The organism is Sphingomonas sp. S6, from assembly GCF_043498045.1.
Lineage (GTDB): Bacteria > Pseudomonadota > Alphaproteobacteria > Sphingomonadales > Sphingomonadaceae > Sphingomonas.
Window position 1 is genome coordinate 133,543 of sequence record NZ_JBIEOE010000002.1, and the last position, 14,304, is coordinate 147,846.

A 14,304-nucleotide genomic window follows, 5' to 3' on the forward strand; every position below is an offset into this window, starting at 1 on the left:
CCGGTAGGGTCCCGATCGGATAGGCTCGGCGGCATGAGCGACACACGCATTCGCCGGATCGCGATCCTGGGCGGGGGAACGGCGGGCTGGATGACCGCCGCGGCGCTGTCGCGCGCGCTGGCGGGGCAGGGGGTCGCCATCACCCTGGTCGAATCCGACGCGATCGGCACGATCGGGGTCGGCGAGGCGACCATCCCGACCATCCACTGGTTCAATCAGATCATTGGATTTGACGAACGCCAGTTCATGACCGAGACCAAGGCGACGGTGAAGCTCGGCATCGAGTTCGTCGGCTGGAACGGCGAGGGCAGCCGGTACTTCCACCCCTTCGGCACGTTCGGGCCGCCGGGCGATGGCGCGATGTTCCTCCATCGTCTGATCCGCGCGCGTGCCGATGGCGATACCGCATCCACTGAAGCCTATTCGCTGACCGCGCAGGCCGCGCGCGCGGGCCGCTTCACGCGACCGGTGCCCGATCGGCGCTCGCTGCTGTCGACGTTGGGCTATGCCTATCATTTCGACGCCGGACTATATGCGCGCTACCTGCGCGGGCTCGCCGAACGCGCAGGCGTTACCCGGATCGAGGGCATGGTCGCGTCGGTCGAACGGCATGCCGACAGCGGATACGTCCGATCGCTGACGTTGGCGGATGGGCAGGTCGTCGCCGGCGACCTCTTCATCGATTGTTCGGGTCTGCGCGGCCTGCTGATCGGCGAGACGCTGGGCGTGGGCTATGACGACTGGTCGCACTGGCTGCCGTGCGATCGCGCCTGGGCGGCGCCGAGCGCGGCGGAAGTCGGCCGCACGCCCTTCACCCGTGCGACCGCGGCCGAGGCGGGGTGGCGCTGGCGCATCCCGCTCCAGCACCGGGTCGGCAACGGCTATGTCTTCTCGAGCCGCTTTCAGGACGAAGAGGCGGCGCGCGCGTCGCTGATCGCCGGGATGGATGGGCCGCCGCTCGCCGATCCGCGCCTGATCCGCTTTACGCCCGGCATGCGACGCGAGGCGTGGCGCGCCAATGTCGTCGCGATCGGCCTGTCGAGCGGTTTCCTCGAACCGCTGGAATCGACCAGCATCCACCTGATCCAGAGCGGCATCGCCAAGCTGCTATCGCTGTTCCCGGCGGCCGATTGCTCACCGCTGCTGGCGCGGCAGTTTAACCGCGTATTCGGACAGGAAATGCTCGACGTCCGCGACTTCCTGATCCTGCACTATCACGCCACGGCGGGTCGTACCGAGCCGATGTGGCAGGAGCGGCAGGCCATGGCGATCCCGGATACGCTTGCCGAGAAGATCGCGCACTTCCGTGCCTCGGGCCGGATCGTACTGTCGAGCGACGAGCTGTTCCGCGACGCGAGCTGGTTCGCCGTGCTGGACGGGCAGGGGGAGCGGCCGGGCGACCATAACCCGCTGATCGAAGCGGTGGGGCGCGACGACAATCTGCGCCAGCTGGCCGCGCTGCGCGCCGACATTGCGAAGGTCACGGCCACGCTGCCCCCGATACCGGCCTGATACGCCGCTGGTTTTCCTCCGCCTGCCCGGTGTTGGAACCGTATCCGAAAGCGGCGTGACCACCCCGTTCCGTGTCGATGGGGTGTGACCAAAACGTCGGGCAACGCCCCGCTCGCCAAGCGGCTGCTCGACCGGCTGGCGGATACCCTCCCCGATAGGCCGGTCAGCTGGCCGGTGTGGCGGTCTTGCGATAGTCGAGCGGAGGTTTGCGGTCGCCGAGCATCGCCTTGTAGGTGAAGCCGGGACCGCGGCGGCGGTTGAGCTCGGCCTTGGCTTGCCCAAGCACCTGCGGGCTGCGCATCAGATCGGCGGCGGTGAGCGCGATCGTCTTCGCCGCGACCGTGCCGCCCTTCGCGCCGATCGACATGCCCGAGGCGGCGACCGCCTGCCAGCTATGGGCGGGCGTGCCCGGCACCCAGGTCGCCGCGCCGAGGCCGATGGTCGGCACCACCCACGATACGTCGGCGACGTCGGTCGATCCGCCGCCATCGCCGTCGGAGATCGGCGCGACGGCCGACACGCTGTCCAGCGCCCGCTGCGTCGGCAGCGTCGGTTGCAGGCGGCCGGCCCAGGCGGTTTCCTCCGCTGTCCAGCGCGGGCCGCCGACCGCGTGCAGGTTGGCATCCATCACCTTGGCCAGTGTCTCGCTCGCCAGCATCGAATAGACGCCGCCGGTCGCCTCGAACTCGGATGTCGTGCCGGTCGCCAGCGCCGCGCCCTCGGCCGCCTTCTGGACGCGCGCCATCACGTCGCGGACGATCTGCGGGTCGGTGTGGCGGACGTAATAATAGCTTTCGGCAAAATCGGGGACGACGTTGGGTGCCTCGCCGCCGTTGGTGATGACATAGTGGATGCGCGTCTTCATCGGGATGTGTTCGCGCAAGTAATTGACCGCGACGTTCATCACCTCGACGCCGTCGAGCGCGGAGCGGCCCTTGTCGGGTGCGGCGGAGGCGTGCGCCGACACGCCGTGGAAGCGGAACTTGCCCGAGATATTGGCCTGGCTGGCGCCGGTGCTGACGCCGTTCGAATCGCCGGGATGCCAGTGGAGGACGGCGTCGACGTCGTTGAACAGGCCGGCGCGCACCAGATAGACCTTGCCCGATCCGCCTTCTTCCGCCGGCGAGCCATAGACGCGGACTTCGCCTTCGATGGCGTTCGCAACCATCCAGTCCTTGACCGCGATCGCTGCGGTGACTGAGGCGGCGCCGAAGATATTGTGGCCGCAGCCGTGGCCGGCGGCCTGGCCGGGAATGGGATCGCGCTTGGTATCGGCGCGCTGGGCGAGGCCGGGGAGGGCGTCATATTCGGCGAGGATGCCGATCACCGCCCCCTTGCCGCCGCGCTTGAAGCTGGCGACGAAGGCGGTCGGCATGCCGGCGACGCCCGGTGTGACAGTGAAGCCGGCGCGTTTCAGCTCGGCCTGGAGCAGCGCGCTGCTCTTCGTTTCCTGATAGCCGACTTCCGCTGCGTTCCAGATCGCGAGTGCGGTCTTGGCAAGGTCGGGTGAGCGGGCGTCGACGTCGGCAAGGATCGCCTGCCGCTCCGGGGCGGCGATTTGGGCGTTGGCCGGGGTCGCGGCGAGAAGGGCGAGAGCGATGGCGGGGCGGTGCATGGCGGGCATCCTGCTTCGGTGCGTCACTTGACGGGAACGGCGGCGGCGTCGGGGCGGCGGGTGTCGGCGGCGCCGAGGAAGCGGTCGCCCTCGACCATGATCGACTGGATCGAGCCCATCGTGTTCGAGCGGCGGACCTTATGGCCCTTCGCCTCGAGCAGCGGGACGATGTCGGGCGAAAAGCCTTCCTCCAGCTCCAGCGCGGCATCGCCGCCGCCCTGATTAATGCGGGGCCGTTCGGCCGCCTCGCTGACGTTCAGGCCGTGATCCATGACGTTGGACAGCAATTGCACCATCGTCGCAATAATATAGCCGCCACCCGGCGTGCCGGTGACCAGCCAGGGGCGGTCGTTGTCGAAGACGATGATCGGTGTGATCGTCGATCCGACGCGCTTGCCGGGAACGGGCAGCGTCGCGCGGCGCTCGGCTGCGGCGCCGCGGCGACCCCAGGCGAGATTGCCGAGCGAATTGTTCAGCAGAATGCCGGTGCCCGGTGCTACGACGTGCGCGCCATAGGAGGCGGACAGCGTGTAGGTGTTGCTGACCGCGTTACCCGCCGCGTCGGCGACCGAGAAGTGCGTCGTGTCGCGGCTTTCGAACGGATACGGGTTGCCGTCGGGCACGTCGTCTTTGCCCAGTGACCGATCGGGGCGGATCAGCTTGGCGCGCTGCGTCGCATAGCCTTTGCTGGCGAGGCCGAGCGCCGGCGTCCGCCAGTCCGGACCGCCGCCAACCAGCCGGCGGTCGGCGGATACGATCTTCATCGTTTCGGACAATAGGTGCAGGTTGGCGACGCTGCCCCATTTCTGCGCGCCGACGGGGAAGGTTTCGAGGATGTTCATCGCCTCCGCGACGCTGACGCCCGAGGCGGTTGGCGGCATGTACGCAATGCGCTTGCCGCGATAGCTCGACCAGATCGGCGTCGAGACGATCGCGCGATAGCCGGAGAGGTCCGCAGCATCGATGACGCCGCCGCCCGCGCGAATGCCCGCCGCGATGCGGGCTGCTAACGGGCCGGTGTAAAAGCCGTCGCGCCCCTTCGCAGCGATCGTTTTCAGCGTCGCGGCGAGATCGGGCTGCCGGAACGTCTCGCCCGCGGCATAGGCGGCCCCGTCGGGCTTGAAGAACATCGCCATCGCCGCGGGATCGTCGGCCATCAGCTTGCGCTGTGCAGACTGGGCCTGCGCCTCGTCGTCGGAGAGCGCGACTCCCTGTTCGGCCATGGCGATCGCCGGGGCGATCAGCGTGCCCCACGGCAGCGAGCCGAAGCGGCGGTGCGCCTCCCACAGTCCTGCGACGGTGCCGGGGATGGCGACGCCCTTCATCGACATCACCTTCTTGGTGTCGACCTTGCCGTCCGCGCCGAGCAGCAAATCGTCGGTCGTGTGGCGCGAGGCCTGACCGTAATAGTCGATCGCGATGTCCTGCGCGGGCTTGCCGTCCTTCGCCGCCATATGGACGAGCATATAGCCGCCGCCGCCGACATTGCCCGCGCGCGGCAGCGTCACCGCCAGCGCGAAGCCGACCGCCACCGCGGCGTCGACCGCATTGCCGCCCTTGCGCAGGATGTCGGCGCCCACGGCGGCGGCGAGCTTGTTCTGGCTGACGACCATGCCGCCACGCCCGACGATCGGCTTGTGGATCTGGTCATAGGCGACGATGTCGCCACCCGATGGCGATCGCGCCTGCGGCTCTTCTTCTTGCGCGATCGCTAGCGACGGGACGAGCAACAGGGCGAGGGCGAGGTGCCGCACGCGCATCAGAACGATGCCCGGATGTTGGCATACCAATAGCGGCCGTACGGATTGTACAGCGATCCGAGGAAGCCGTTCGACGACAGCGGCGGCGCCGCGTTGGTCAGGTTCCTGACACCGATCCGCATGCGATACTGGCCCTCGCGTTTGTTGCCGACACTGACTTGGCCGTAGAGATTGTACGTCATCTGGTCCTTGATCAACCAGGCCGCGCCGGTCGAATCGATGAGGCCGGTGTCGTCGACGTCGCTGGTATATTGGGTGAAGCCGCCGAGCTGGAACCAGCGGTAATTCCACGTCGCGGTCCCCGTCACGCGCCAGCGTGGCTTGCCGTTCTGGCGGACGAGGTCGCCCGCATCGGCGATCGCGGTGCCGGCATTGATCGTGCCCGCCGCGCGCGCGTCGATCAATTGCTGGATCGGCTGCGAGGGTTCGAGGAAGAAGCGGCGCAGGTAGGCGGCGTTGGCCGATAGCGTCAGCCGCCCCGCGCCGAAGTCCGGCAGTCGCCAGTTGACGCCGAGGTCTAGGCCGGACGCCTCCTGCGGCAGCAGGTTGACGTAGCGGTCGTTGACGAACAGCACCCGGCCCGCGGGTTGCAGGCCGGAACCGGCGAACAGCGCGATATCGTCCGCAGTCGGCGCGGCGCGCACGACATTGGCATTGGTGGTGCCTTGCACGCGCGCCAGATAGTCGGCGATCAGCGCATTGCCTTCGCCGAAGATGCCGACGATCCCCTTCTGCTTCACGTTCCAATAATCGGCGGTCAGCGTGATCCGGCCGATGGCGGAATCGAGGAAGTGCGGCTCCAGCACCACGCCCGCGCTCCACGTCGTGGAGGTTTCGGGCTTCAGGTCCGGGTTGCCGGCGCGCTGTGCACTGATCGCGAAGGACTGGGCGCAATTGGCGAAGGAGCTGATCGCCCCGGTGCGCAGCTGTGCCTCGCAGCGCACATAGTCGACGCGGGTGTTCGAGCGCGTGACGACGCGCGCGTTGATCTGTTCGAGGTTGGGCGCCTTGAACCCTTCCGCATAGCTGCCGCGCAGGCGGATGCCGCTGACCACGTCCCAGGCGCTCGCAATCTTGGGCTTCGCGACCGATCCGACGTCGCTGTAATGTTCGAAGCGGCCGGCAAGCTGGAATTCGAGGTTGCGGACGAGCGGCACGTGCATCGACGGGCCGATCACCGGCACCGCGAGTTCGGCATAAGCGGCAAAGACGGTGCGGCGGCCGCTGGTGTCGGGCGACGGGCTGGTGCCGACGAGGTCCGAGCCATAGGTGATGCCGCTGACGCTGTCCGTGAAGGTCGTCGTGCCGTCGACGCGCGGATCGCGGTCGTCGAGCTGCGTTTCGCGGCGGATTTCGGCACCGAGCGCCAGGCCGAGGTTGCCGCCCGGCAGCGACAGCAGGCGGGCGTTGGATAGCTTGAGGTCCGCCAGCGCCAGCGTCGCTTTGCTGAAGCGCGTCGTCTTGATGCGGATCGCCTGCAGCGCCGCGTCGTTGCTGGGCGTTGCATCGCGGCCCGAGGGCGTGGTGAGGTCGCTGCCGTTGAAGGGATTGTAGGCGTCCGGCGTCGACAGCCCCAATTGGCGCTGAAGCAAGGTCGCGCTGATGCCGTCCGACGTGTCGCGAACCCGCGCTTCCGAATAGAGCGCGGCGCTTTCCCACTGGAAGCCCAGCCAGTCCCAACGCAACCCGGCCAGCGCGCGATACTGGTCGTTTTCGACATGGACCAGGTTCGGGCCGGCATCGGCGACATTGTAGCTCGACAGCGTGACGGCGAGGCCGCTGGCGGGCGCGTTGATGCCGGGCAGGCGGTTGGGGTTGGCCGCGCCGTTCAGCGTCGTCGGGCCGAAGGGATTGTAGTAATTGGTGGCGGGGACGATGATCGGCAGCGAACTGAGCGTGCCGGACGACGATTGGATGCTGTCGGTCGTCGCCTTGTAATACCCCGCCTCGCCGAACAGCTCGAGACCCGGCGTCAGCTCGTAATGGCCGTTGGCGAACAGGTTGATCCGCTCGACCGAGGGGATGATGTACGTGTCGTAGGCTGCGCGCGGGTCGAAGCGCAGATTGCGGTCGGCGGCGGCGGTATTGGTGCCATCGTCGATGCACAGGCCGTTCTTGAGGCCCGTCGTCGCATTGGTCTGGCAGCCGGTGTTGGTGAGCGGCTGGATGTGGAACTGGCCCGATGCGTTCGTCAGGACGGTCGTGCCCTGACGCACCTGGACGTTGCCGACCGTCTGGAACGAGCCCCAGGGCGTGATCGACGAGCGGCCGTCGAGTGCGGTCGCGCCGTCGAAGCGCGTGCCGGCGAATAATGGGCGCTTGTCGTCGGAGGCGGTGTAATCCTGTTCCGAACTGCGCAGCGGCGTGCGGTTGGTGTAATTGGCGAACAGCGTGATGTTGCCGCGGCCCTTGCCGATGTCGGTGCCCACCAGCAGGTTGACGGTGCTTTCGGTCTGGCTCGTGCGCTCGGGGTAGCCGACCTGTCCTTCGATCTGCACGCCGGTAAAGTCGGTGCGCAGCACGGTGTTGACGACGCCCGCCACCGCGTCCGAGCCGTAGATGGCGGCGGCGCCGTCGCGCAGCACCTCTAGCCGCTCCAGCCCGAAGACGGGGATGGCATTGGTGTTGTAGGTCAGTACGGGGACGAGATTGTCGTCGGCGCGGCTGGTCGGGTGGTTCACCACGCGGCGGCCGTTGAGCAGAACCAGCGTATTGCCGACGCCGAGGTTGCGCAGGTTGACCGAACCGACGTCGCCACGCGCCGCGTTCGAGCTGTTGGGCAGATACGAACTGTTGAACGTGACGTCACCCAGCTGCGGGATCGAGCGGAATAGCTCGTCGCCGCTGACCGCGGCGGTGGCGGCGATCTGCTGTTCGTCGACGATCGTGACGGGCAAAGCGGCGGTATTTTTCGCGCCTTTGATCTGCGATCCGACGACGACGATGTCCGATGCGGGCGCTGCGGCGCCGGGGTCGGCATCCACTGCCGCTTCGACGGCTGCGTTCGAGGGGGCGAGGCGTTCGTCGCCCACCTGCTGCGGGGCGGGTGCCGCCTGAACGAAGTTGACGGGCGCGAGCGACGCCGTGTCGACCGGCATCACGCGCACCGTCCGCGGTCCGGTGTAGCGCCAGCCGAAGCCACTGCGGGCGAGCAGCATGTTCAGCGCGGCGTCGGGCGTGTAGCGGCCGGCGATCCGCGGCGCCTGGCGATCGGCAACGGCGGGATCGGTAAAGACGAGTTGAAGTCCGGCCTGCCGCGCCACGCGCATCAACGCCTCGTCCAGACGGCCTGCCGGCACGTCGATCGCAACGATCCGCTGTTCTTTCGCCATCGCCGCGCTCGGCAGCATCATCGCCGTCGCGCACGCGGACAGCAGCAGTCGATAGGTTCTGGTCATATCGTGTCCCCCCGGATCGGTATCGCAGCTTTTCGCTGCCCCCGATCCTATCGACGCAACGCAGCCACCAATGCGAACCCGGTACGCGACATTTTTTTACATTTTTGCGTCATGGGGTTCGCGATCCGCCTGAACCCGCGTCATAGAGGGCAGGGGGGACGCACAGACGTGCAGCAGGACGCGAACAACCGGATGGCGCCGGCCAAGGGCGGGGAGGGCGCGACGATCGTGGCCGACTCGCTCGGCGCCTATCGTGCCGCGCTGCGGGCATTCGTCGCGCGGCGTATCGCCGATCCGCACGAGACCGAGGATCTGGTGCAGGAAGCGTGTGCACGGCTGATCGCTACGGCGCAACAGCGTTCGCTCGAAGAGCCGCAGGCCTATCTGTTCCGTATCGCCGCCAATCTGATCGCCGATCGCGGCCGTCGCGGCCTCGTGGTGGTGCCGCTGACCGACGAGATGCATCCGTCGATCGCACCGCGACAGGAAGAGCGTCGCCGCGTCGTCGATCTGCAACAGGCGCTAGAGGCGGCGCTCGCCGAACTCAGCCCGCGGGCACGCACGATCTTCGTGATGCGCCGGTTCGACGAGATGGGAACGGGCGATATCGCCCGCGCGCTGGGGATCAGCCCGCGCATGGTGCAGAAGCATCTGACGCATGCGGTCAGCCACCTTTACGCCCGGCTGGGTCATCTGCGCGAGGTGGCGCCGTGAGCGATCGTCACGATCTGGGCCGGCGCCGCGATGCGGTGTTCGATGCGCTGCTCGGCGAGCGCGCCGACGATCTCCACCCCGACGATCGCACCGAGGCCGCCGCCTTCTGGGACTGGCTGGGCGAGCAGCCACGCCCCGCGCCGGCGCGCGACGTGCCACGCCGGCCGGCCTGGATCGGCTGGGCTGCCGCGGCGGCGCTGGTCCTGACGGTCGGCGCCAGCACGCAGCCGTGGCTGGCGGATAGCGACACGCATGCGGTGCTGACGCGCTATGTCGCTGGCCGCGCGGAACGTAAGGTCATCCGTCTGGACGATGGCTCCACCGTGATCCTGGGCGCGCAGAGCGCGCTGACGGTCAGCTTCACAGCCGATCGGCGTCGCTTGGCGCTGGAGGGGGGCGAGGCACTGTTCCAGGTGGCGCACGACACCAGCCGGCCATTCGTGGTGCAGACTCCGTTCGGCGCGGTAACCGCGGTCGGCACCGCCTTCGACGTGACGATCGGCCGCCGGGCTGCCGATGTCGCGGTAACGGACGGCACGGTCCGCGTCACGGTCGCAGTCGATGCGCGTGACGAGGGCACGCCGGTCGCCAAGCTGGCGCGCAAGGGCGAACGCGTGGCATTCGGGACGATGGAACAGGGCGGTGCGCGCATGGGCTTCATCAGCCAGGCCGAACCGGTCGGCGTCGCCGATGCCGACGCCTGGACACGCGGCCAGCTCGTCTTCCACGGCGAGCCGCTGGAGGAGGTGATCGACGCGGTCAATCGCTATGCCGTCCGTCCCGCCGACGAACTGTCGCTGACCGATCGCAGCGCCGCTCGCACACCGGTCTATGGCATCGTCGACCAGGGCGATCCCGCCGCGATCCGCGATCTGATCGATCGTCCGGAGGCCGTCGCGCCGCGTCGGGACGGAGCGACGGTGCCGCAGTGATGCCCGCTAACGCGGCGCGCCGGTGGAGGCGCGGATTGCGAGCGTGGCGGGCACTATGAGCGGTTCGGTCGAGGGTTCGCGACCCGCCTTGTCGGCGATGACGCGCTCGACGGCATTGGCGGTGACTTCGGCGATCGGCTGGACGATCGCGGTGAGCGGCGGGTGGACGAAGCGGACGATCGGCGTGTCGTCGAAGCTGACGATCGACAGATCGCCGGGGACGTCGAGGCCGCGCTCGCGTGCCAGTTCCAGCGTGGCGAGCGCCATCTGGTCGCTGCTCGCGACGATCGCGGTCGGCGGCGTCGCGCCATCCAGCAAAAAGGTGGCGGCGGCGCGGCCAGATGCGAAGCCGAAATCGCCCTGCGCCAGCAGGTCGTCGGTCGAAAGCTGTGCATCGGCCATCGCCTGGCGCCAGCCATCGACACGCCACCCGCTCAATGCATAATCGTCGGGGCCTGCGATGAAGCCGATCCGTTCGTGGCCGAGGTCGATCAGATGCTCCGTCGCGAGGCGGGCGGCGCCATCCTCGTCCATCGCCACCGCAAAGCCGCTGCCGGGCTGGCGGGACCCGATGCGCGCGAAGCTGATCCCCTGCGCCTCGAGTAGCTGCGTGATCAGCGGGTTTTCCGAATGCGGCGGGGTCAGGATCACGCCATCGGGTTGCAGCGCGGCGATGGCGCCGAGCAGTTCGCGCGCGATATGGTCGCTGTGCGTGTCGATCAGCTCGACCATCAGGCGATAGCCGTGCTCGGCACAGGTCAGCATGCCGCCGAGCAGCATCTGGTCGACCCAGTCGGTGCCTTCGCGATTGCGCCAGCCGGCGATCGTGCGCTCGCGATCGTTGAGCGCGACGATCAGATAGGATCGCGACCCCGCCATACGCTGCGCCGCGATCGAGGGGACGTAGCCGAGCTTGGCGATCGACGCCTGCACGCGCTCCATCATCTCGGGCCGGACGTTGGGCTCCTTGTTGATGACGCGGCTGACGGTCTGGAGCGACACGCCCGCATCGGCGGCGACGTGGCGGATCGTCACCGCCTGACGACGGCGGACCATCAGGCGGGCGCCGCGCCGCAATAGCGCGCGACGTAGTCGGCGTGGGCGGGCAGGCCGCGCACCGTCGTCGCCACGCCTTGACGCAGGCCGCCGAGGAAGCGGGCGAGTTCGTCGTCTGGCAGCTTGGCGGCGATGGGGTGATGGGTCTGCGGCACGATGCCCTGGCCCAGCATCACCTGAATCCAGCTGTTTTCTGCAAACAACTCGTCGTTGCGGCGGAAGACGCGGCCGGTCTCGCGGAACAGGCCGATCTTCTGGGCGAGGCTGTCGGGGATATCCATCGCGGCGCACTGGCGCCAGAACGGGGAATCGCGGCGTTCGGTGACCTTGTAATGCAGGATCAGGAAGTCGCGGATCTGATCCATGTCGGTCAGCTGCTGGTCGTTGAATTCGGCGATGTCGTGCGCCGAGATCGCCCCGGCCGGCGGCAGCAGGCGAATGAGCCGCAGGATCGCGCGCTGAATCAAGTGGATGCTGGTCGATTCCAGCGGCTCCATGAACCCGCCCGCCAGACCGATCGCGATACAGTTGCGGTGCCATTGCTTGCGGCGCGCGCCGGTGACGAAGCGGAGGCGATTGGGCTCGGTCAGCACCGCACCTTCGACGTTGCCGAGCAGGCGGTCGAGCGCGGCGTCCTGCGACAGATAGCGGCTGCAATAGACGATGCCGTTGCCGACGCGATGCTGCAGCGGAATGCGCCACTGCCAGCCGGCGTCATGCGCCATCGCGCGGGTGAAAGGGACGGGCGGGCGCACGCTTTCCGTCTGCACGGCGATCGCCGCGTCGCACGGCAGCCAGTGCGTCCAATCGTCATAGCCGACGTGCAGCGCCTGCTCAATCAGCAGCGCGCGGAAGCCGGTGCAGTCGAGGAACAGGTCGCCTTCCACCCGTACGCCGCTGTCGAGCACCAGCGCGGTGATGTCGCCGCTCTCGCCGTCCAGTTCGACGCGGGCGATCTTGCCCTCGATCCGCGTCGCGCCGTCGCCTTCCGCCATCCGGCGCAGGAAGCGGCCGTACAGTGTCGAGTCGAGCTGGTAGGCGTAGCTCATCCGATCGTCGGGCAGATGCGCGAACCTGCCCTCGCGTGCCGCGACCAGTTCGAGGCAATAGTCGTCGTAGGACTCGGTATGGCCGCGTGCCTGGCCATCGAGCCAGAAATGCTGGAAGCCGGCCGCCCAATGGTCCTTCCCCGTCAGGCCGAAGGCGTGGAAATAGCTATCGTCGGGGCCTTTCCAGCCATCGAACTGGATACCCAGTTTGAACGTCGCCTGCGTCGCCGCCATGAACTCGGCCTCGTTGATGCCGAGTAACCGGTTGAAGGTGATGAGCGGCGGGATCGTCGATTCGCCTACACCGACGGTGCCGATCGCGTCGGATTCGACCAGCGTGACGGTCGCGGTGCGGCCGAGCGTGCGGGTAAGGGCGGCGGCCGTCATCCAGCCGGCGGTGCCGCCGCCGGCGACCACGATACGGCGCGGGGTGACGGCGTTCATCGGCTCAGCGCCCGCAACAGATAGGCGCGCAGCCGCGCGGCGAGCTCGGGTGTCATCGGGTCGAGCACGCCGCGTCCCCCTTCGGGGATATGCGCCGTCACGGCGTCGTCATTGTCGAAGACGTAATAGTCGAACATGTCGCGCCAATGGGCCTTCTGGTCGGCGGGAAGATCGCGGATCGCCATCAGCGCATGGTTGAGTGCTTCCTGCGGCTGGCCCATCCAGCGCGGCGTCTGGCGCCACCAATAGTTCACCAGCACGTTGAAATCGTCCAGCCCCTCGACATGGTGCCACCACAGCGCCGGGATGTAGAGCGCGTCGCCCGGCGCCATCTCCACGACCTGGCCATGCGCCATCGCCTCGGCGAAGCGCGGGTGGCGGGTGAAATCGGGGTTGTGGAAATCGACCATGCTCACCGCGCGGCCGGCAGGGGTGTTGTCGACGGGCCCGAGATGGAGGTTGCGGAACTGGTCGCGCGGGAACAGCGTGAAGCGCCGGTGTCCGACCGCGACGACCGCAAGATTGTCCGGCACGTCATTGTGCGCGGCGATGCGCGTGCGTGTGCCCATCCAGATGCTGGCGAGCGGTTCGCGCGTCCCCAGATCGATCTGGTTGGCGGCATGCAGCCCGTCGAAATATTGGTGCATGTCGATCGAGGCGAGATAGACGGCGGGCGCCTCCGCCTGCCCGGCAAAGGAGGCGATGCGCGCGAAAATCTCGGGCAGTTTCGCATCGAACGTGCGGAAGTTCATCGCCATCGCGGCGTCGTAGAACAGGCGCCCGCCGCTGCCCGGCTGGCCGACCGCCACGGTGAAGGGGCGGTCGCGGTGATGGTGCAGCAGATAGTCGCGGGCGGCGTCCGCCGATTGCAGCCCGGCACGGACGAGCGGCCAGTCGCTCGCCAGGCCGCGAACGACGAAGGGCGTGTCGGCGGTGCACAGCCGCGCGTCGAGATCGGCGGCGTCGGCGACGGTGACTTCAGGCACGGCGGCAAGGCCGGCCAGCGGCCCCGGATCCGCCTCAGCCATTGGAGACGCGGCGGTTGCGGCGCTCGACCAAGTCGCCGAGATGCGTGAGCGAGGCGATCGCCATGTAAATGGGCTCCAAATGGCCGCCTGCGTGCAGGTCGGCGAGCGCTGCGCCATCGAGCGCGGCAAGCCGGTCCTCGTCGATGATGTGGAAGCCGATCAGGCGGTTACGGGCGCCGTCGTCCAGCGTCACGTCGAGCGTGAAGGGTTCGAGCAGGTCGTAGCGCTGGAGCGCGGCGAAGAAGGCGGGGGCGGCGCGATAGCCCTCGTCCAGTGCGCCGAGCTGATCGGCGATGCGATCCAGATAGGGGGTGGGCTGGCCCAGTTCGTCGAACAGCCGTGCGCCCTCTCCCGTCGAACTGATCCGGGGGGAGGACAGGTCGATGTGGACCTGCCCCGGGCCTTCGTCCGTCGCGCTGCCACCGATCAGGAAGGGCTGGATCTCCATCGCCAGCGGCCGATAGCGCGCGTCCCAGCGACCGCCGTCGAGGAACAGGTTTTCACCATTTTCGAAGCCGAACATGGCGAGCGCGGTGAAACGGTCCCGCGTGTCGCTGAGCCGGAACAGGATGGGGTAGGTGCCCTGCACCGCGCGAAATTCGGTGGGGACGGTGATGCAGCACATCTGCGCGTCGCCGAGGGCCGCATTCCGCTCGGTACGGATGGCGAGATCGCGGTGCGCCTCCGCGGTCAGGATCGCGTGCTGGCTGGTCATGAACGCACCACTCTTCGTCAAAATCTGGTCGTAGGCACGGGTGCCGTCTCTGCACGAAAAAAGCCAGCCTTCTCTGGAGGG

Annotated in this window: 10 protein-coding genes; 3 read left to right on the forward strand and 7 right to left on the reverse strand. The window is 68.1% G+C overall.

From position 1 onward, the window contains the following. The first annotated feature begins 33 nt into the window (after positions 1-33). Positions 34-1,512, forward strand: a complete 1,479-nt coding sequence (locus ACGVWT_RS03715; protein ID WP_315461639.1) for a tryptophan halogenase family protein — start codon at positions 34-36, stop codon at positions 1,510-1,512. 163 nt (positions 1,513-1,675) lie between these two features. Here ACGVWT_RS03715 and ACGVWT_RS03720 read toward each other — a convergent pair whose 3' ends face one another. The 3 genes from ACGVWT_RS03720 to ACGVWT_RS03730 are packed head-to-tail and all read right to left on the reverse strand — an operon-like array spanning position 1,676 to position 8,285. After that, a complete protein-coding gene (locus tag ACGVWT_RS03720; RefSeq protein WP_315461638.1) occupies positions 1,676-3,127 on the reverse strand; it encodes an amidohydrolase in 1,452 nt (483 codons plus the stop codon). Positions 3,128-3,150: 23 nt separating this feature from the next. Then, positions 3,151-4,887 (reverse strand): gamma-glutamyltransferase, encoded by a 1,737-nt coding sequence (gene ggt, locus ACGVWT_RS03725; protein WP_315461637.1) that lies wholly within the window; start codon positions 4,885-4,887, stop codon positions 3,151-3,153. Next, entirely contained in the window at positions 4,887-8,285 is a 3,399-nt protein-coding gene (locus ACGVWT_RS03730; RefSeq protein ID WP_315461636.1) for a TonB-dependent receptor, read from the reverse strand. Before ACGVWT_RS03730 ends, ggt begins: the two co-directional genes overlap by 1 nt. Positions 8,286-8,453: 168 nt before the next feature. Between ACGVWT_RS03730 and ACGVWT_RS03735 the strand changes: the two genes are divergently transcribed. Further along, positions 8,454-8,999 carry an RNA polymerase sigma factor gene (locus tag ACGVWT_RS03735; RefSeq protein ID WP_315461635.1) on the forward strand — a complete coding sequence of 182 codons (546 nt, stop codon included), beginning with the start codon at positions 8,454-8,456 and terminating at the stop codon, positions 8,997-8,999. Then, the gene (locus ACGVWT_RS03740; RefSeq protein WP_315461634.1) at positions 8,996-9,931 is read left to right on the forward strand and encodes a FecR domain-containing protein; all 936 of its coding nucleotides are present in this window, start codon (positions 8,996-8,998) and stop codon (positions 9,929-9,931) included. Before ACGVWT_RS03735 ends, ACGVWT_RS03740 begins: the two co-directional genes overlap by 4 nt. A gap of 6 nt (positions 9,932-9,937) precedes the next feature. Here ACGVWT_RS03740 and ACGVWT_RS03745 read toward each other — a convergent pair whose 3' ends face one another. Genes ACGVWT_RS03745 through ACGVWT_RS03760 form a run of 4 tightly spaced genes read right to left on the reverse strand, consistent with a single transcriptional unit; the run spans position 9,938 to position 14,223 of the window. After that, complete coding sequence (locus ACGVWT_RS03745) at positions 9,938-10,987, reverse strand: LacI family DNA-binding transcriptional regulator (RefSeq protein WP_315461633.1); 1,050 nt, start codon at positions 10,985-10,987, stop codon at positions 9,938-9,940. Next, the gene (locus tag ACGVWT_RS03750; RefSeq protein WP_315461632.1) at positions 10,987-12,480 is read right to left on the reverse strand and encodes a tryptophan halogenase family protein; all 1,494 of its coding nucleotides are present in this window, start codon (positions 12,478-12,480) and stop codon (positions 10,987-10,989) included. Before ACGVWT_RS03750 ends, ACGVWT_RS03745 begins: the two co-directional genes overlap by 1 nt. After that, positions 12,477-13,508: a cupin-like domain-containing protein gene (locus tag ACGVWT_RS03755; RefSeq protein WP_315461631.1), complete on the reverse strand. Its 1,032-nt coding sequence runs from the start codon at positions 13,506-13,508 to the stop codon at positions 12,477-12,479. Before ACGVWT_RS03755 ends, ACGVWT_RS03750 begins: the two co-directional genes overlap by 4 nt. Beyond that, positions 13,501-14,223, reverse strand: a complete 723-nt coding sequence (locus tag ACGVWT_RS03760) for a SapC family protein (RefSeq protein WP_315461630.1) — start codon at positions 14,221-14,223, stop codon at positions 13,501-13,503. The genes ACGVWT_RS03755 and ACGVWT_RS03760 overlap by 8 nt, the downstream gene beginning before the upstream one ends. Positions 14,224-14,304: the final 81 nt, after the last annotated feature.

Coding starts and splice junctions, on each gene's coding strand:
- ACGVWT_RS03715 (WP_315461639.1), top strand. CDS start 34: ATGAGCGACACACGCATTCGCCGGATCGCGATCCTGGGCGGGGGAACG.
- ACGVWT_RS03720 (WP_315461638.1), bottom strand. CDS start 3,127: ATGCACCGCCCCGCCATCGCTCTCGCCCTTCTCGCCGCGACCCCGGCC.
- ggt (WP_315461637.1), bottom strand. CDS start 4,887: ATGCGCGTGCGGCACCTCGCCCTCGCCCTGTTGCTCGTCCCGTCGCTA.
- ACGVWT_RS03730 (WP_315461636.1), bottom strand. CDS start 8,285: ATGACCAGAACCTATCGACTGCTGCTGTCCGCGTGCGCGACGGCGATG.
- ACGVWT_RS03745 (WP_315461633.1), bottom strand. CDS start 10,987: ATGGTCCGCCGTCGTCAGGCGGTGACGATCCGCCACGTCGCCGCCGAT.
- ACGVWT_RS03750 (WP_315461632.1), bottom strand. CDS start 12,480: ATGAACGCCGTCACCCCGCGCCGTATCGTGGTCGCCGGCGGCGGCACC.
- ACGVWT_RS03755 (WP_315461631.1), bottom strand. CDS start 13,508: ATGGCTGAGGCGGATCCGGGGCCGCTGGCCGGCCTTGCCGCCGTGCCT.
- ACGVWT_RS03760 (WP_315461630.1), bottom strand. CDS start 14,223: ATGACCAGCCAGCACGCGATCCTGACCGCGGAGGCGCACCGCGATCTC.